This is a genomic window from Yersinia rochesterensis, assembly GCF_003600645.1.
GTDB classification, from domain to species: Bacteria; Pseudomonadota; Gammaproteobacteria; order Enterobacterales; family Enterobacteriaceae; genus Yersinia; species Yersinia rochesterensis.
Map to the genome: position 1 here is coordinate 1 of NZ_CP032482.1, position 16,947 is coordinate 16,947.

Genomic DNA, 16,947 nt, shown 5'->3' on the forward strand with positions numbered 1-16,947 from the left:
GGTACTGCACCTCGCCGTTATGCGAATTTCTGTATTTGCCCTGGGGTGGGGGATTCTACTCAAGTTTAGACGATCGACCAAGCAGCTTAGGATCGCCTTTAATTAAAAGAAGATCTTTTTATTTAAAGATCTCTTTATTAGATCTCTTATTAGGATCATGATCCTCTGTGGATAAGTGATAATTCACATTAGATATCATAAGATTAAGGAGGATCTTTTGCTGTTAATGATCGGTGATCCTATTGCGTATAAGCTGGGATCTAAATGGCATGTTATACACAGGCACTTTCAGACACTAAGGTTGTTATGTGGATATGTACTGCTTATGCCCTGCTTTTAAGCTTACTTATCCACATTTGATCGCGTGATCTTTAAGCAAATTAGAGCAAATTAATCCAATTTTTAACCCAAATCTCTGCTGGGTCCTCAGGAATTTCATGTTGGATGACGTCAATTTCTAAAATATCACCCACACGCAATGCTCCCTGAGTGATCAATTGCTGATCCAATTTTCTGACTGCTCCACAGAAAGTGTCATATTCTGAACTGCCCAAACCGACGGCACCAAAGCGAACCTGCGAGAGATCCGGTTGCTGTTCTTCGATTTGTTCTAATAAAGGTTGAAGATTGTCTGGTAGATCGCCGGCACCATGGGTGGAAGTGATAATTAGCCACAAACCATCCAGAGTCAGCTCGTCTAATTCAGGGCCATGCAGTGTTTCTGTCGAGAAACCCGCCTCTTCTAATTTCTCAGCTAAATGTTCAGCAACGTATTCAGCACTGCCAAGCGTACTGCCACTGATCAAGGTAATGTCAGCCATAAAGAACCCAACCGAAGTAATGAACCGGTATTGTACGCTGTGAATCAGCTGGGATCTACCTGTGGATAATGTGGGTATAGTTATTTAGTGCTCAGGGCACGATGGTACGCATAATGGGGTTCTGCAGGGAAATAAGTGTCTCTGTCGACTGGATCTCATCAATCGTCTGGATCTTGTTGATAAGTACCTGTTGCAGTGCATCTATCGATTTACACATGACCTTAATAAAGATGCTGTAATGACCGGTGGTGTAATAGGCTTCAACAACTTCTTCTAAACTCTCCAGTTTTTTCAGTGCCGACGGGTAATCCTTGGCACTTTTCAAAATGATGCCGATAAAGCAGCACACGTCATAACCCAGCTGTTTTGGATTAACGTGAACACAGGCTGCGGTGATAATCCCCGCCTGTCGCATTTTCTCCACTCGGACATGAATTGTTCCTGGGCTGACACCAAAATTTTTTGCCAATTCTGCATAAGGTGTGCGCGCGTTTTCCATTAATGCGTTCAAGATGCCGCGATCGAGATTATCGATTTGATAAATTTCACTCATATTAACCCCGTTTTTTTATCGATTATATAATTATAGACCTATAAAAATGAATTATTAAAAGTGAAAAGGCAATATTTGTTGTTGTATATTGAATTTAACCCTCATTCTGTTGCTTAATCAATGACAAGCCAAACGGCATAATCAAACAATTTGCATAATCGACAGCAACGAATTGAGAAAACGACAATGAAAAAACAATTTATCCAAAAACAACAACAGATCAGCTTTGTAAAATCTTTCTTTTCCCGTCAATTAGAACAGCAACTGGGCCTGATTGAAGTTCAAGCCCCTATCCTGAGCCGTGTTGGCGATGGAACTCAAGATAACCTTTCTGGTTCCGAGAAAGCTGTTCAGGTAAAAGTAAAAGCTTTGCCAGATGCGACCTTTGAAGTTGTTCATTCATTAGCTAAATGGAAACGTAAGACTTTAGGCCGCTTTGATTTTGGTGCTGATCAAGGGATTTACACCCATATGAAAGCATTGCGCCCTGATGAAGATCGCCTGAGTGCTATTCATTCAGTGTATGTTGATCAGTGGGATTGGGAGCGCGTAATGGGTGATGGCGAGCGCAACCTGGCTTACCTGAAATCTACGGTTAACAAAATCTACACCGCGATTAAAGAAACTGAAGCGGCGATCAGTGCTGAATTTGGTATAAAACCTTTCTTGCCAGAACAGATTCATTTTATCCACAGTGAAAGCTTGCGTGCTAAATTCCCTGATCTGGATGCTAAAGGCCGCGAACGCGCCATTGCTAAAGAGTTGGGTGCGGTGTTCTTGATTGGTATTGGCGGAAAATTGGCTGATGGTCAATCTCATGATGTTCGTGCACCAGATTATGATGACTGGACCTCTCCAAGCGCGGAAGGTTTTGCTGGTCTGAACGGCGATATTATTGTTTGGAACCCAGTGCTGGAAGATGCTTTTGAAATTTCATCCATGGGAATCCGTGTAGATGCAGAAGCGTTGAAACGCCAGTTGGCACTGACATCAGATGAAGATCGTTTGAAATTGGAATGGCACCAATCACTGCTACAAGGCGAAATGCCGCAGACTATCGGCGGAGGTATTGGCCAGTCCCGTTTAGTGATGTTATTGCTACAACAACAACATATTGGTCAGGTTCAGTGCGGTGTGTGGGGGACAGAAATCAGCGAGAAAGTTGAAGGCCTGCTTTAATTCCCCCCTGATTATCTCTTTATTATTTCAACCCGTTATGGCTTATGCAGCTATAGCGGGTTCTTTCATCTATGCTGTAGGTGGCATAATACTAAGGTATCCACCTATAAGGTTGTTAACGTTATGGCCCGATTTAATCCCCTTAGACATTACTCACATGCTCGTCCAAGATTATTATTATCCGTTGGCGCTGGAATAATCACTTACTTTCTGTTGCCACCACATTTCACTGTATTACTGCGTCTGATGGTGAGTTGGAATATATTTGCGTGGCTCTATTTGTTGTTTTTATGGCTGCAATTATTGCGAAATGACCCGAAAAAAATCAGATTAATAGCCCGTGTGCAGGATGAAAGTGCCAGTATGGTGCTGAGTATTGTCAGCATGGCGTGTTTGGCAAGTATTCTGGTTATTCTGTTTGAGTTAAGCACGGCGAATCAGTTATCTGGGTCGGCTAAAGCATTCCATTTAGTGCTTACGGGAATGACGTTATTGGTATCGTGGTTATTATTGCCAACTGCTTTTACGATGCATTACGCCCATTTATTTTATCAGTCCCGTGATGAATCTGATGCTGTCCTGCCATTAATTTTCCCCAAAGAGGTTACTGAACCTTCCTATTGGGATTTTCTTTATTTTTCATTCACTATTGGTGTGGCTTCGCAAACTGCGGATGTCTCGACCGGCACCTCAGATATCCGCCGCGTAGTATTATTGCAGTCAGTATTGTCCTTTATTTTTAATATGACGATTTTAGGGCTGTCGATTAACGTTGGGGCGGGGTTGCTTAACTAAAGCTATTAATTAGCGCTTCCAGCGGCGCATTAAACGGCTTTTTAACCCTGTATCAAAGCGCCAGATATGATCGAAAATCCGCATGATACCGGGCTTGCCATAGGCGGACATCGCCACGGCATGGAACCTATGTTGATGGGCTTGCTGCTGGATTTTAATTTTTCTGATCAATTCCTCGGGTAAACGCTGGGCAATGAAATCGGAAATAATCACGGCATCCGCGTCATACCAGTCTCTCTCTTCCATTTTATTGAGGGTGCTGGCTAAGCAGGCCGCCAGATCGGTGCCGCCACGAAAATGTTGGCTAAGAAAACGTATTGCTTGCTCAATACCATTAGCTGATGAGAGTTCGTAGTGAATGATTTCCGTGGCGAATAGCATGATGTAGCAGCGGCGATTATCCGCTAGCGCAATACGCAGCAAAGCCAGACAAAATGCCTTGGCGCATTGCTCGTTAAATCCTCCCATCGAACCAGAAGTATCGACACAGACAATAAAGGGGCCACGAGGTTGTTCGTCATGGTTTTTAAGGCTTACCGGGCGCTGTAAAGTTTTTTCCTGCCAGTTATCCCCCTGTAAGCGATAAGTGAGCAAGCGCCTTTCCAATAAGCGGCGATAAAATTCAAATTCCAGCTCGCTCATCCCCAGCATTACTAACTCGGTCGGCAACAATCGCAAAATATCATTGCTCTGATGAATGCCACTGACTTCCTCTGGCACGGTATCAGGTTGGCGCACCATCACGGTGTAAGGTTCAAAGCGGGCATCGGGGGTGGGTTGTGCTTTAGCACTGCGGCTGCGGCCCAGTTGCTCTGCAAGCTGCTGTAATTCGGGCTGCTGTTGCAGAAAATCGCCATATTGCAGCAATAACTGATAATCACCGCGCTGCAAATGGCCCTGACTCATATCCCAAAGCCGCCCTGCTGCACTATCATTCGTCGCCAGGATCGGTTCCAAAGCACCACTGAGCGCCAGCCGCTGTTGTAACTCAGCTAAAAGCTGCTCCCGCTCTTGCTCAAGTAACTGATGATGGATAGTGATGGTTTGTAAGGTCAGGCTGATGCGCCAGCGCTGTAAAAAGAGAGTTTGAAAACTATCGCCGGTTTGGGGGTTTTTCTCTAAATCTGCAGTTTGTAGCAATGTTTTAGCTTGTGTGGCGAAAGGCGAATGCCACTGTTGCAATTGCGCCACAATCTCTGGGAGATGGTCATAAAATAGTGGGCTGGCCTCCAACAGACTCTGTTGATACAGGGCAAACTCATTTGCCAGCCCTGCGGGGACTTTTGCCTCCCGAATACGCTGTTGTAAGTTTTGCTTCCAGCCGGGGATATCCTTCATTAATGCCCGTTTAATGCGCGGGAATTTTTCAAAGAATAACGCTAACTGCGGTGATACCAATAACCCCACCACCATCTCTTCGATAAGCTCACTTTCGCTTATCGATAGCAGCAAATCCAATGTTGCCAGGCTGAGCATTGATTAATGACCGCGTAGTTTTTGTTGCAGCAGTTTCACTTGCTCTGCCACATTCAGCAAGCTGGCTTCTATTTTCGCCAACCAAGAGGACGGCGTGAATAAGCAAGGTTGATGCTGACTGAATAACCGCCGTTGTTCAGCCAGGCTATTTTCCAGCTCTGCCAACTCCAGCAGCAACTCAGGTGGCACAGTGGCGGTGGAAGCCCCAGGTTGTGACAATATTGATGGCTGGCGGCTTACATCCAGAAGCGTGATATGTAGCTGATCGTCAATCTCTGCATCAATAGATTGGGCATAACCGACACCATTTAATTTGGCGCGTAAAATCCCCCCTTATTAAGCCATTGAGTTAGCGCCTCTTTTTCTATTTGCAGATGATTGACCTGCATATCATGCAAACTGAGCGGTTTTTGCAGAAACAGGGTTAGGGTGCTGTCTGTGAGATGGTCCGGCAGAGAATATTGCGGTTTACGGCTGAACATTCCGCTTTGCTTGGTCACTGTCAGTGCTTGATGGTCACTTTGCTGTTGCTGGTGCTTCAACCATTGGCTATTAATATGCTGGAGCTTCATTAATAAGTTTTGCTGCTGGTATCCTTGCTCCGTTAGCAATTGTTCAAGTTGTTGTTGCAGCAATTTTAGCGAACTCAGGTCATGCCATAAGCAATCTTTCAGCAAGATTAAGTCGATGGGGGTTACTTCATCCCGACCACTGAAAAAGGCGCTGGCTTGCAGTAAGCGCAGGGCTTTTTTCCAACGTCGGTCAGAGACATACGGCGCTTTTTCTTGCGCACTGAGTTGTTGACGTAACTGAAAAATAAGCTCAAAACAGTTATCTGGTAGGGCCATTTTGTCTATCAATGGCTGCCACTGATAAAATTCTTCATCACTGATACTAAGATTTTCAGCCACCGGATTATGATTTTCATTCTGGCGGCTGAGTAGCAAAGAACGGAAGTTTTGTTTTTCTTGTACGCGATCCAGCCATAGGCGGATCAGCATTCGGTCATAAAGCGCTTCCAGACTGCTGTCTGCATCCGGCAACTCATTTGAAGCCGTCACCAACAAGCGCATAGGAATACTGTCTTCCCGATCACCATTACGAAAGCGCCGTTCATTAATGGCGGTCAGTAAAGTATTCAGAATAGCCGGGCCGGCTTTCCAAATTTCATCCAGAAAAACGATTTCAGCTTCCGGCAGATAACCTCCGGTCATGCGCTGATAGCGCCCTTCTTCTTTTAGCGCTTGAATAGACAGTGGGCCAAACACTTCTTCCGGCGTAGAAAAACGAGTCATCAGATATTCAAATGCCCGGGCATTGCGGAAAGCAAATTTTAGGCGGCGGGCAATCAGGCTTTTGGCTATCCCCGGTGGGCCAAGTAGGAATACACTCTCGCCACTGAGGGCGGCTAATAAACACAAGCGAATAGCCTCCTGTCTTTCATACAGGCCACTCTCAAGGGCACTGCTTAAACGGGAGATTCTTTCAGCTAATTGTGATGATTGCGCCATAATTGCTCTATATGTTCCGTTAGTTGATGAATTTTTACCTGATCAGTAGGAATAAATCCTCTTTTTCTTCATAAGATAGCTCATTGATTAGTAATATTTTTATATCATCGGCTATTTGTAGTCGATCTATTTCCGCTCTTTTCGTTGCTTGATTTAAGAGTAGGCAATCTATTGAAATGGTGCATACTGTGCGCCTTTTGGTGGGCGTCAAGGGACACAGAACCGATTATTTCGGTTCTCAAACGTACACATCAGGTTATGGATGTTCTAGCAAAAAGAAATCAATTATGAGCACAGAACATAAACAGTCTTTATCGGCGGTAACCCTGGCAGCAATAGGGGTCGTTTATGGTGATATTGGTACCAGCCCACTCTATACCTTGAGAGAGTGTTTTTCTGGTCATTACGGTTTTGATGTGCGTCCGGATGTGGTATTTGGTTTTTTATCACTGATTTTCTGGATGTTAATTCTGATTGTCTCGGTTAAATATCTGACCTATGTCATGCGCGCGGATAACGCCGGTGAGGGGGGTATTTTAACCTTGATGTCTTTGGCTGGGCGTAATACCTCTTCCAGAGCCACTTCAATTTTGGTGATCCTCGGTTTAATTGGCGGCAGTTTCTTTTATGGTGAGGTGGTCATCACCCCGGCAATATCGGTTATGTCAGCCATTGAAGGGCTGGAAATAGCCGCACCTGCACTTGATCCTTATATTGTCCCCTGCTCTATTGCCGTGTTAACCCTGTTATTTGTGATTCAAAAACACGGGACTGGTAGCGTCGGTAAATTGTTTGCCCCAGTGATGTTGGTTTGGTTCTTGACCTTGGCGTTGCTGGGTTTACGCAGCATTATCGCCAATCCGGAAGTGCTGGCTGCACTGAATCCTAAATGGGCAATAAGCTTCTTTACTGAGTATAAATCTGTTTCGTTCTTTGCTCTTGGCGCGGTAGTGCTGGCAATTACCGGGGTGGAAGCCTTATATGCGGATATGGGGCACTTTGGTAAATTTCCTATTCGGTTGGCTTGGTTTACCGTGGTGCTACCCTCATTGGTGCTGAATTATTTTGGCCAGGGCGCGTTATTACTGAAAAATCCAGAAGCCATCAAAAACCCCTTTTTCCTGCTCGCCCCTGACTGGGCATTGATTCCATTATTAATACTGGCAACATTGGCGACCGTCATTGCCTCGCAGGCTGTCATCTCTGGCGTATTTTCTCTGACCCGGCAAGCCGTTCGTTTAGGTTATTTACCGCCGATGCGCATTATTCATACCTCAGAAATGGAATCTGGTCAGATATATATCCCGGTGATTAACTGGACACTGTATCTGGCGGTGGTATTAGTGATTGTTGGCTTCGAGCGTTCCAGTAATTTGGCTGCCGCTTACGGCATCGCCGTGACCGGTACCATGGTCATCACCAGTATTCTATTCTGTATCGTGGCGCTGAAAAACTGGCACTGGAACCGCGTCTTTGTCGGCTGCTTGCTGGTGGTCTTATTGATTATTGATATTCCAATGTTTTCCGCCAATGCCCTGAAATTGTTCTCCGGCGGTTGGTTGCCACTGTTATTGGGCTTAGTGATGTTTATCATCATGACCACCTGGAAAAGTGAGCGTTTCAGTTTGTTGCGCCGTATGCATGAACACGGTAATTCACTGGAAGCGATGATTGCTTCATTGGAGAAGTCACCACCGGTACGTGTTCCCGGTACGGCGGTGTATATGTCGCGGGCGATGAATGTTATTCCATTCGCGTTGCTGCATAATCTTAAGCATAACAAAGTATTACATGATCGGGTGGTGTTGCTGACACTGCGAACTGAAGATGCGCCGTATGTCCATAATGTTAATCGCGTGACCATCGAGCAGCTCTCACCGACTTTTTGGCGCGTTGTCGCCAGCTATGGTTGGCGCGAAACCCCGAATGTGGAAGAGATTTTCCATCGCTGCGGTTTGGAAGGCTTACCTTGCCAAATGATGGAGACTTCATTCTTTATGTCGCACGAGTCGCTTATCCTAACCAAGCGGCCATGGTATCTGTTCTTGCGCGGCAAGCTGTTTATTGCCCTCAGCCGCAACGCGCTACGCGCCGCTGATCAGTTTGAAATCCCGCCGAATCGGGTGATTGAATTGGGCACACAGGTAGAGATTTAACGTAGAAGGCCGTTAATCATAACGGCCTGAAGTTAATGATAAAGTTTCTGATAGCTCAGTGATTGAAGGGGTGACCGCACCTAGGGGCACTTCGGTGGCTCACGCCACTACGACCCCAACGGCACGATTCCCCTTCATTTTATTTTGTCAGCCGTTTGGGCCGTTAAACATAACGGCCTTTTTCACATTCATCATTCCCGCTTTTCATTTGTTCAGCGAAACGTTTCGATGGCGATCACAATTTCACAAAATTGGGTTTGCCTTCTGCTGCCATTTTTCTAAACTCAGTATCAGCGAAACGTTTCGCTGCTGGAGTCGAAAATGAAAAAAGGCGCATTACTGAATTCTGATATTTCTGCTGTTATCTCCCGCCTGGGCCATACCGATCAGATTGTGATAGGTGATGCGGGGCTGCCAATACCGGCAACCACCACACGTATCGATTTGGCACTGACTCGAGGCGTTCCTGGGTTCCTCCAGGTTTTTGAGGTGGTAACACAAGAAATGCAGGTTGAGAGTGCCGTCTTGGCGGAGGAGATTATTAAAAATAACCCGCAACTCCATGAAACGTTGCTCGCACAACTATCACAACTTGAGCAACACCAGGGAAACCAAATTGTTTTGCACTATATCAGCCATGAGGCTTTTAAAGAGCAAACCAAACAAAGTCGGGCAGTGATTCGTAGCGGGGAATGTTCCCCCTTTGCTAACATCATTCTCTGCTCCGGCGTAACTTTCTGAGGCGTTTATGCAACCTTTGCTGCAACTGAAAGGGATTGATAAAGCCTTTCCCGGCGTCAAAGCACTTTCGGGTGCTGCGCTGAGTGTCTATCCCGGCAGGGTGATGGCATTGGTAGGCGAAAATGGGGCCGGAAAATCGACCATGATGAAAGTGTTGACGGGTATCTACCATAAAGATGCCGGCAGTCAGCATTTCTTGGGTAAAGAAGTGGTGTTTAATGGCCCGAAAGAGTCGCAGGAAGCGGGAATCGGCATTATTCATCAGGAACTTAACCTGATCCCACAATTAACTATCGCCGAAAATATCTTTTTAGGGCGCGAGTTTGTTAATCGTTTTGGCGGCATTGATTGGAAAAAAATGTATGCCGAAGCCGATTTACTGCTGGCGCGTCTGAATATCAGCTATAGCAGCCATCGGCTGGTGGGTGAGCTTTCCATTGGTGACCAGCAAATGGTGGAAATCGCCAAAGTGCTAAGCTTTGAATCCAAAGTTATCATCATGGATGAGCCAACCGATGCCCTGACTGACACCGAAACGGCCTCTTTATTTAATGTTATTAAAGAGTTGAAAGCAGAAGGCCGCGGTATTGTTTATATCTCCCATCGGCTAAAAGAAATCTTTGAGATTTGCGATGACGTCACGGTGTTCCGTGATGGGCAGTTTATTGCCGAAAAACCGGTTAACACGCTGACTGAAAACTCACTGATTGAAATGATGGTGGGCCGTAAGTTGGAAGAACAATATCCGCGCCTGAATTTACCTCGTGGTGAAAAACGCTTACAGGTCAAACAGCTATGTGGCCCCGGAGTGAAAAATGTCAATTTCACCCTCTACAGTGGTGAAATTCTGGGAGTGGCGGGTTTGATGGGCGCAGGCCGCACTGAGCTGATGAAAATCATCTATGGTGCGCTGCCGCGTAAATCCGGCTTTGTCATGTTGGATGGCCGTGAAGTCGTGACTCATTCACCGCAGGACGGTTTAGCCAACGGCATTGTTTATATTTCTGAAGACCGTAAACGCGACGGATTAGTGCTCGGTATGTCAGTTAAAGAAAATATGTCTTTGACTGCATTGCGTTATTTCAGCCGTTCAGGTGGCTCGCTCAAGCATGCGGATGAGCAGCTGGCGGTGGCGGATTTCATTCGTTTATTTAATATCAAAACGCCTTCCATGGAGCAGCCGATTGGTTTGTTATCCGGCGGTAACCAGCAAAAAGTAGCTATTGCCCGCGGTCTGATGACTCGGCCAAAAGTGTTGATTCTTGATGAACCTACCCGTGGGGTGGACGTCGGGGCCAAAAAAGAAATTTATCAGTTAATTAACCAATTCAAACAAGAAGGGCTGAGCATCATTCTGGTTTCCTCGGAAATGCCGGAAGTGCTGGGCATGAGCGACCGCATCATTGTGATGCATGAAGGCCAGTTAAGCGGCGAGTTCTCTATTGAACAGGCTACCCAAGAAGTGTTGATGGCCGCGGCCGTCGGCAAGCGCGATTTATTGGAAAAATAATTTATTTATACTCTAAATAATTCGAGTTGCAGGAAGCCAACGCACATGCGGCTTGAAATATGACGAGTAGAGCAGGAGAAATCAGATATGAGTTCCCAAACTATCAATACCAAGCGCTGGTTCAGTAAAGAATGGTTATTAGAACAAAAATCACTGATTGCGCTGCTGGTGCTGATTGCTGTGGTTTCGTCACTAAGCCCGAACTTTTTTACCCTTAATAATATGTTTAACATTCTCCAGCAGACTTCCGTCAACGCCATTATGGCTGTTGGGATGACGCTGGTTATCCTGACCTCAGGTATTGACCTGTCGGTGGGGTCATTATTGGCGCTGACTGGCGCGGTGGCGGCCTCCATTGTCGGGTTGGAAGTCAATGCGCTGGTTGCCGTGGGAGCCGCACTGGCTCTGGGGGCGTTTATCGGCGGCATCACTGGGGTGATTGTCGCTAAGGGCAAAGTACAGGCCTTTATTGCCACTTTGGTCATGATGCTGTTATTACGCGGTGTCACCATGGTTTATACCAATGGTAGCCCGATAAATACCGGATTTACTGATGTTGGCGATACTTTTGGTTGGTTCGGTATTGGCCGTCCATTTGGTGTGCCGACCCCTATCTGGTTAATGGCGATTGTCTTTATCGCGGCTTGGTACATGCTGCATCACACACGTCTGGGCCGCTATATCTATGCGCTGGGGGGGAATGAATCTGCAACTCGCCTCTCTGGTATCAGTGTTGATAAAGTTAAAATTATTGTTTATTCACTTTGTGGATTGTTAGCGGCATTGGCAGGAATTATCGAAGTTGCCCGCTTATCATCAGCACAACCTACCGCCGGTACCGGCTATGAACTGGATGCAATAGCAGCCGTAGTTCTGGGGGGGACTAGTCTCGCTGGGGGTAAAGGGCGGATTGTTGGCACCCTGATCGGTGCATTAATCCTCGGCTTTTTAAATAACGGTTTGAATTTATTGGGTGTCTCCTCTTACTACCAAATGATCGTCAAAGCAGTAGTTATCCTGCTTGCGGTGTTGGTAGACAATAAAAGCAGCAAATAACCTCTCTCCCTACAGGAATTGCGACCATGAAAATGAAGAAACTGGCTACTTTGATCTCTGTTGTTGCATTGAGCGCTACCGTAAGTGCTAACGCGCTGGCAAAAGACACCATTGCGTTGGTGGTTTCCACGCTGAATAACCCGTTCTTTGTTTCAATGAAAGACGGCGCACAAAAAGAAGCGGATAAACTGGGCTACAACTTAGTGATTTTGGATTCCCAAAACAACCCGGCTAAAGAATTGGCTAACGTGCAGGACTTAACTGTGCGCGGCACTAAATTGCTGTTGATCAACCCAACAGATTCCGATGCAGTGGGCAACGCGGTTAAAATGGCTAACCAGGCAAATATTCCCGTCATTACTCTCGACCGTTTGGCTAATGCCGGTACCGTGGTGAGTCACGTGGCTTCTGATAACCGTTTTGGCGGCAAAATGGCCGGTGACTTTATTGCGAAGAAAGTCGGTAGCGATGCCAAAGTGATTCAATTGGAAGGGATTGCTGGTGCATCTGCTGCTCGTGAGCGCGGCGAAGGCTTCAAGCAATCAATGGAAAAAAACAAATTCCAATTGTTGGCTAGCCAACCGGCTGATTTTGACCGGACGAAAGGTTTGAACGTCATGCAAAACTTGCTGACGGCTCACCCAGATGTTCAGGCGGTGTTTGCTCAGAATGACGAGATGGCGCTGGGCGCATTGCGTGCCTTGCAGACTGCGGGCAAAACTGATGTTCTAGTGGTTGGTTTTGATGGCACTGACGATGGTATTAAAGCTGTCGAGAGTGGCAAAATGGGCGCAACTATTGCTCAACGCCCAGACCAGATTGGTGTTATTGGTGTACAAACCGCGGATAAAGTATTGAAAGGCGAGAAAATACAGGCCGTTATCCCGGTTGACTTGAAGTTAGTCACCAAACAATAAAAAAGAAAAGCAGGGCACTACGCCACCGTCGCGGTAATCTGGGCGGTGGCGTCATCTACAAAGGAATAAATACGATGGAAACAGGTAAACTGGTGGTCTTGGGCAGCATCAATGCCGACCATATTCTGAATATTGAGCAGTTTCCACGTCCGGGTGAAACGGTGGTAGGGGAGCAGTATAAAGTTGCTTTCGGTGGCAAAGGGGCTAATCAGGCCGTTGCTGCTGGCCGTAGTGGGGCGAATATCGCGTTTATTGCCTGTGTGGGTGAAGATGATATTGGTGACCGGGTGCGCCAGCAGTTAGCCAGTGATAATATTGATACCAAACCCATCGAAGCTGTCGCGGGCAGCACTACCGGTGTGGCGCTGATCTTTGTGAATGGTGAGGGCGAGAATGTCATTGGTATTCATGCTGGTGCAAACTCGGCGGTAACTCCTGAATATCTTGGCCGCTACCAGCAGCAGGTTATCGGCGCAGATGCATTATTGATGCAACTGGAATCCCCACTTGAGACAGTTATCGCCGCCGCCAAATTGGCGAAACAGCATCAAACTCAGGTTATCCTCAATCCCGCCCCCGCCCGTGAACTGCCCGATGAGCTGTTAACGCTGGTGGATATGATTACCCCAAATGAAACTGAAGCTGAGCGCTTAACCGGTGTTCATATTGAGCAGGATGATGACGCAGCGAAAGCCGCGCAAATTTTGCATGATAAAGGTATCGCGACCGTCATTATTACTTTGGGCAGCCGTGGTGTGTGGCTCAGTGAGCGCGGTCAGGGTAAATTAGTTGCTGGGTTCAAAGTGAATGCCGTAGATACTATTGCCGCCGGTGATACATTCAATGGCGCATTACTGACAGCTTTATTGGAAGGCCAATCGATGGACGTAGCCGTCCGATTTGCGCATGCTGCGGCCGCTATTGCAGTGACGCGCCCTGGCGCACAACCTTCCATTCCATGGCGGGCCGAGATCGACAGTTTCTTACAAGACCGGGTATAACTTTGGCCACCATGAAAGATGTCGCCCGTTTAGCGGGCGTATCAACCTCAACTGTCTCGCATGTTATTAATAAAAATCGTTTTGTTAGCGATCCTATTCGCGACAAAGTGCTGGCTGTCATCAAGCAACTCAACTATGCCCCGTCTGCATTGGCGCGTAGTTTAAAACTCAATGAAACCCGGACTATCGGCATGTTGGTCACGGCCAGTAGCAACCCATTTTACGCCGAAGTGGTTCGTGGTGTGGAGCGCAGTTGCTATGAGCGCGGTTACAGTTTGATTTTGTGTAATACCGAGGGCGATATTGATCGCATGAGCCGCAGTATTGAAACTTTGATGCAAAAACGTGTCGATGGTTTGCTACTGATGTGCACCGAAAGTCACCGCCCGTCACAAGATATTCTGCGTTGTTATCCTTCCCTGCCAATCATTATGATGGACTGGGCCCCTTTCGAAGGGGTAAATGACGTCATTCAGGATAACTCTTTATTAGGCGGGGAAATGGCAACCTCGTATTTGATTGCCAGAGGATATGCTCGCATCGCCTGTATTGCTGGCCCACAAGATAAAACCCCCGCTAAAGAACGTTTGGAAGGATACCGCCAAGCTATGGAACGCGCGGGTCTGCCGGTGCTTCCAGGTTATGAAGTGGCGAGTGATTTTGAATTTGGCGGTGGTTTGGTGGCCATGAAACAGCTACTTGCATTACCGCAGCCCCCTGAAGCCGTTTTTACCAGTAATGATGCTATGGCGGTGGGGGTTTATCAGGCTTTGCATCAAGCCGGATTATCAATTCCGCAAGATATGGCGGTCATTGGTTATGATGATATTGAAATCGCACAATATATGACGCCACCTTTGACGACTATTCATCAGCCGAAAGATTCCCTCGGCGAGCTGGCCATTGATACACTTATTTATCGACTGAATAACCCGGAAACGGAACCACAAGTTCTGATTCTCACTCCCGAGCTGATAGAGCGCGGGTCAGTTGTAACCCACTAAACTTCACTCTCTGCGGGCTGCGTGACTTTTTTCACATTACGGCCCTGAATTAAATTATCGCCATCTTTAGGTTTGAGTAATAAGAACACCACGGATGACAGCAATGTCACCGCACCCATGGTAATAAAGGTGTAGTGGAAGTGATCAATATTATTCCCAACCGACAACCCATCATAAAACCGCAAAACAACTGCACTGATGGCAACGCCAAAGCTAATCGCCAGTTGCTGGGTTACCGCCAAAACACTGTTACCCGAGCTAGCATTGTTATCCGTTAAATCAGCCAAAGTAATCGTGTTCATCGCGGTGAATTGTGTCGACATCGCCATACCCAATACAAACAAGGGCAATATCATCATCCAAGGCGACATGCCCGGTGATTGAAATGCAAATAAAGCAATCAACACACCGATAATGGCTGTGACACCGACCAAAACCGTGCGGTAACCCAATGAACGTAAAACTTGAGTCACGGCTGATTTTGCCATCATCGAGCCAATGGCGGTTGGTGCCATCATGCAACCGGCAATAATAGCGGAATAACCAAATCCGACTTGCAACATCAGCGGCACCAAGAACGGAACACAGCCAGTCCCTAAACGTGAGGCTACGTTACCGGCAATCCCAACGGAGAAAGTTCGGGTTTTAAACAGTGGCAAACCAATCAGTGGATTTGGATGGCCTTTGGCATGGAATATATAGAAGAGCAGCATTAATAACCCACCCAATAGCGCCATGGCGGGTAGGTAGCTGGCAATATCGGGCCGCCCCATGATTTCCAAACTCACGGATATCAAGACTAAACTGCTACCGAACAGCAAGAAACCGATAATATCAAAGGCGCGTTTGGGCATGGTGAAGTCCGGCATATATTTACGGGCATAAAAGATACCCAACAAGCCGATAGGAATATTAAGAATAAAAATCCAATGCCATGTGGCGTAGGTCACCAGCAAACCACCTAATAATGGCCCTATTACCGGGCCAATTAATCCTGGGATAGTGACAAAGTTTAATACCGGTAGTAACTCACTGCGCGGATAAGCCCGAATAAGTGCCAACCGGGCGACGGGCATCATCATCGCGCCACCCACCCCTTGAATCACACGGGACGCCACTAAAAATGGCAAAGAGCCGGAAAGCGCGCACAGTAATGAACCCAGCGTAAATAATGAAACGGCCAAAATGAAAACTCGCCGAGTTCCGAAGCGATCTGCCAGCCAGCCACTCACCGGAATCAACATCGCTACTGTCAGGGTATAACTGATAATAGCCGACTGCATGGTGAGAGGTGAGCGGTTAAGGCTTTCAGCGATTGAAGGGAGTGCCGTATTCAGTATGGTGGCATCCAAAGCCTGCATAAAGAAAGCCATGGCGGCTATCCAAGGGAGGCCAGCCATGCTGCGCGCAGATTTTATCATTGTCCGTCCTGATTATATTGGGTGGGGGTAGCTACCCTCTCTATATATAGATATAAACAACATTTGGCCGTTAGTCTTTCTCTTTTAATAACACCTGACAAGCCAGTAACGCGCCTTGGCTATTTCCTGCCAGAATGGTATCGACAATATCTTGATGGTGTTGCAGCTTAATCACTTCATCGCCGGTAATCGAACGAAAGTAACTGTGATAAACCGAGCTAAACAAATTAGCGAAAGAGGTTAAAAATGGATTGCCACTGGCTTCATAAATAAGTTGATGAAACTGGGCATCCACTTGAATCCATCTCTCACGATTAAAATGGGCATGCAGCTCTCGCATTTCTGTCATTAATGATGCTAACAGGGCTTTTTGTTTTTCGCTGGCATTGATAGCAGCCAGAGAGCAAGCTTGAGGTTCGAGTGACCGCCTTAATATAAGGAAGTGTTGCATGACTTGATCGAAGTTCTCTTTGGTCATCCACCAGGTCAGTAATTCTTGGTCAAGGAAGTTCCAATTAGTTTGCGGCATAACTCTGGTGCCAATACGGGGGCGCGGTAATAGCATCCCTTTTGCGGCAAGCATCTTTACAGCTTCGCGGACTGCGGTACGGCTAACACCAAATTGCTCCCCCAACTCTATCTCGCCAGGCAATATACTGCCGGCTTCATATTCCCCAGCAAGAATACGCTGGCCAATTTTTTCAGCCAGCAGATACGAGAGATTGCGCTGAGCGGCCTGTTGTTGGGTATTTAGTTGCATGGTGTTTTGTCCTATTTGTCTTCTTATACTTCTATTTTACTCTACT

The 16,947-nt window shown here is 46.8% G+C and carries 14 protein-coding genes and 1 pseudogene; 9 read left to right on the forward strand and 6 right to left on the reverse strand.

What is annotated here, in order from left to right:
- Positions 1–380: 380 nt before the first annotated feature.
- Both mioC and asnC read right to left on the reverse strand, forming a co-directional pair.
- Complete coding sequence (gene mioC, locus DXZ79_RS00010) at positions 381–821, reverse strand: FMN-binding protein MioC (protein ID WP_038637758.1); 441 nt, start codon at positions 819–821, stop codon at positions 381–383.
- A gap of 91 nt (positions 822–912) precedes the next feature.
- On the reverse strand, positions 913–1,374 hold the full coding sequence (gene asnC / locus DXZ79_RS00015) for a transcriptional regulator AsnC (RefSeq protein WP_005161192.1): 462 nt from the start codon (positions 1,372–1,374) through the stop codon (positions 913–915).
- Between the two features lie 186 nt (positions 1,375–1,560).
- Between asnC and asnA the strand changes: the two genes are divergently transcribed.
- Both asnA and DXZ79_RS00025 read left to right on the forward strand, forming a co-directional pair.
- The gene (gene asnA, locus DXZ79_RS00020; protein ID WP_038637761.1) at positions 1,561–2,553 is read left to right on the forward strand and encodes an aspartate--ammonia ligase; all 993 of its coding nucleotides are present in this window, start codon (positions 1,561–1,563) and stop codon (positions 2,551–2,553) included.
- Positions 2,554–2,676: 123 nt separating this feature from the next.
- Positions 2,677–3,348, forward strand: coding sequence for a DUF1345 domain-containing protein (locus DXZ79_RS00025; RefSeq protein WP_120010972.1), 672 nt, complete (start codon positions 2,677–2,679; stop codon positions 3,346–3,348).
- Positions 3,349–3,357: 9 nt separating this feature from the next.
- Here DXZ79_RS00025 and viaA read toward each other — a convergent pair whose 3' ends face one another.
- Together viaA and ravA are read right to left on the reverse strand one after the other, a co-directional pair.
- Complete coding sequence (gene viaA / locus DXZ79_RS00030; protein WP_120010973.1) at positions 3,358–4,824, reverse strand: ATPase RavA stimulator ViaA; 1,467 nt, start codon at positions 4,822–4,824, stop codon at positions 3,358–3,360.
- 3 nt (positions 4,825–4,827) lie between these two features.
- Positions 4,828–6,335: pseudogene (ravA, locus tag DXZ79_RS00035) on the reverse strand (ATPase RavA).
- A 287-nt stretch (positions 6,336–6,622) separates the two neighbouring features.
- Here ravA and kup point away from each other — a divergent pair.
- The 7 genes from kup (at position 6,623) to rbsR (ending at position 14,720) form a co-directional block, all read left to right on the forward strand.
- Complete coding sequence (gene kup / locus DXZ79_RS00040) at positions 6,623–8,491, forward strand: low affinity potassium transporter Kup (protein WP_120010974.1); 1,869 nt, start codon at positions 6,623–6,625, stop codon at positions 8,489–8,491.
- Positions 8,492–8,812: 321 nt separating this feature from the next.
- A complete protein-coding gene (rbsD, locus tag DXZ79_RS00050; RefSeq protein ID WP_038637775.1) occupies positions 8,813–9,232 on the forward strand; it encodes a D-ribose pyranase in 420 nt (139 codons plus the stop codon).
- A gap of 7 nt (positions 9,233–9,239) precedes the next feature.
- Positions 9,240–10,742, forward strand: coding sequence for a ribose ABC transporter ATP-binding protein RbsA (gene rbsA, locus DXZ79_RS00055; RefSeq protein ID WP_038637778.1), 1,503 nt, complete (start codon positions 9,240–9,242; stop codon positions 10,740–10,742).
- Positions 10,743–10,829: 87 nt separating this feature from the next.
- Positions 10,830–11,798, forward strand: a complete 969-nt coding sequence (gene rbsC / locus DXZ79_RS00060; protein ID WP_004393072.1) for a ribose ABC transporter permease — start codon at positions 10,830–10,832, stop codon at positions 11,796–11,798.
- 26 nt (positions 11,799–11,824) lie between these two features.
- Complete coding sequence (gene rbsB, locus DXZ79_RS00065; RefSeq protein WP_038637781.1) at positions 11,825–12,715, forward strand: ribose ABC transporter substrate-binding protein RbsB; 891 nt, start codon at positions 11,825–11,827, stop codon at positions 12,713–12,715.
- A gap of 74 nt (positions 12,716–12,789) precedes the next feature.
- Positions 12,790–13,716, forward strand: coding sequence for a ribokinase (gene rbsK, locus DXZ79_RS00070; RefSeq protein ID WP_038637783.1), 927 nt, complete (start codon positions 12,790–12,792; stop codon positions 13,714–13,716).
- Positions 13,717–13,718: 2 nt separating this feature from the next.
- On the forward strand, positions 13,719–14,720 hold the full coding sequence (gene rbsR, locus DXZ79_RS00075; RefSeq protein WP_038637785.1) for a ribose operon transcriptional repressor RbsR: 1,002 nt from the start codon (positions 13,719–13,721) through the stop codon (positions 14,718–14,720).
- Here the strand turns inward: rbsR and mdtD are convergent.
- Together mdtD and DXZ79_RS00085 are read right to left on the reverse strand one after the other, a co-directional pair.
- A complete protein-coding gene (mdtD, locus tag DXZ79_RS00080) occupies positions 14,717–16,141 on the reverse strand; it encodes a multidrug transporter subunit MdtD (RefSeq protein WP_038637787.1) in 1,425 nt (474 codons plus the stop codon). The genes rbsR and mdtD overlap by 4 nt on opposite strands.
- A 70-nt stretch (positions 16,142–16,211) precedes the next feature.
- Positions 16,212–16,901 (reverse strand): FadR/GntR family transcriptional regulator, encoded by a 690-nt coding sequence (locus tag DXZ79_RS00085; RefSeq protein WP_038637790.1) that lies wholly within the window; start codon positions 16,899–16,901, stop codon positions 16,212–16,214.
- Positions 16,902–16,947: the final 46 nt, after the last annotated feature.

Excerpts from the sequence above, each read along its gene's own strand:
- mioC (WP_038637758.1), bottom strand. The coding sequence starts at position 821 with ATGGCTGACATTACCTTGATCAGTGGCAGTACGCTTGGCAGTGCTGAA.
- mdtD (WP_038637787.1), bottom strand. The coding sequence starts at position 16,141 with ATGATAAAATCTGCGCGCAGCATGGCTGGCCTCCCTTGGATAGCCGCC.
- viaA (WP_120010973.1), bottom strand. The coding sequence starts at position 4,824 with ATGCTCAGCCTGGCAACATTGGATTTGCTGCTATCGATAAGCGAAAGT.
- DXZ79_RS00085 (WP_038637790.1), bottom strand. The coding sequence starts at position 16,901 with ATGCAACTAAATACCCAACAACAGGCCGCTCAGCGCAATCTCTCGTAT.
- asnC (WP_005161192.1), bottom strand. The coding sequence starts at position 1,374 with ATGAGTGAAATTTATCAAATCGATAATCTCGATCGCGGCATCTTGAAC.
- rbsK (WP_038637783.1), top strand. The coding sequence starts at position 12,790 with ATGGAAACAGGTAAACTGGTGGTCTTGGGCAGCATCAATGCCGACCAT.
- rbsC (WP_004393072.1), top strand. The coding sequence starts at position 10,830 with ATGAGTTCCCAAACTATCAATACCAAGCGCTGGTTCAGTAAAGAATGG.
- rbsA (WP_038637778.1), top strand. The coding sequence starts at position 9,240 with ATGCAACCTTTGCTGCAACTGAAAGGGATTGATAAAGCCTTTCCCGGC.
- kup (WP_120010974.1), top strand. The coding sequence starts at position 6,623 with ATGAGCACAGAACATAAACAGTCTTTATCGGCGGTAACCCTGGCAGCA.
- rbsB (WP_038637781.1), top strand. The coding sequence starts at position 11,825 with ATGAAAATGAAGAAACTGGCTACTTTGATCTCTGTTGTTGCATTGAGC.
- rbsD (WP_038637775.1), top strand. The coding sequence starts at position 8,813 with ATGAAAAAAGGCGCATTACTGAATTCTGATATTTCTGCTGTTATCTCC.
- asnA (WP_038637761.1), top strand. The coding sequence starts at position 1,561 with ATGAAAAAACAATTTATCCAAAAACAACAACAGATCAGCTTTGTAAAA.
- DXZ79_RS00025 (WP_120010972.1), top strand. The coding sequence starts at position 2,677 with ATGGCCCGATTTAATCCCCTTAGACATTACTCACATGCTCGTCCAAGA.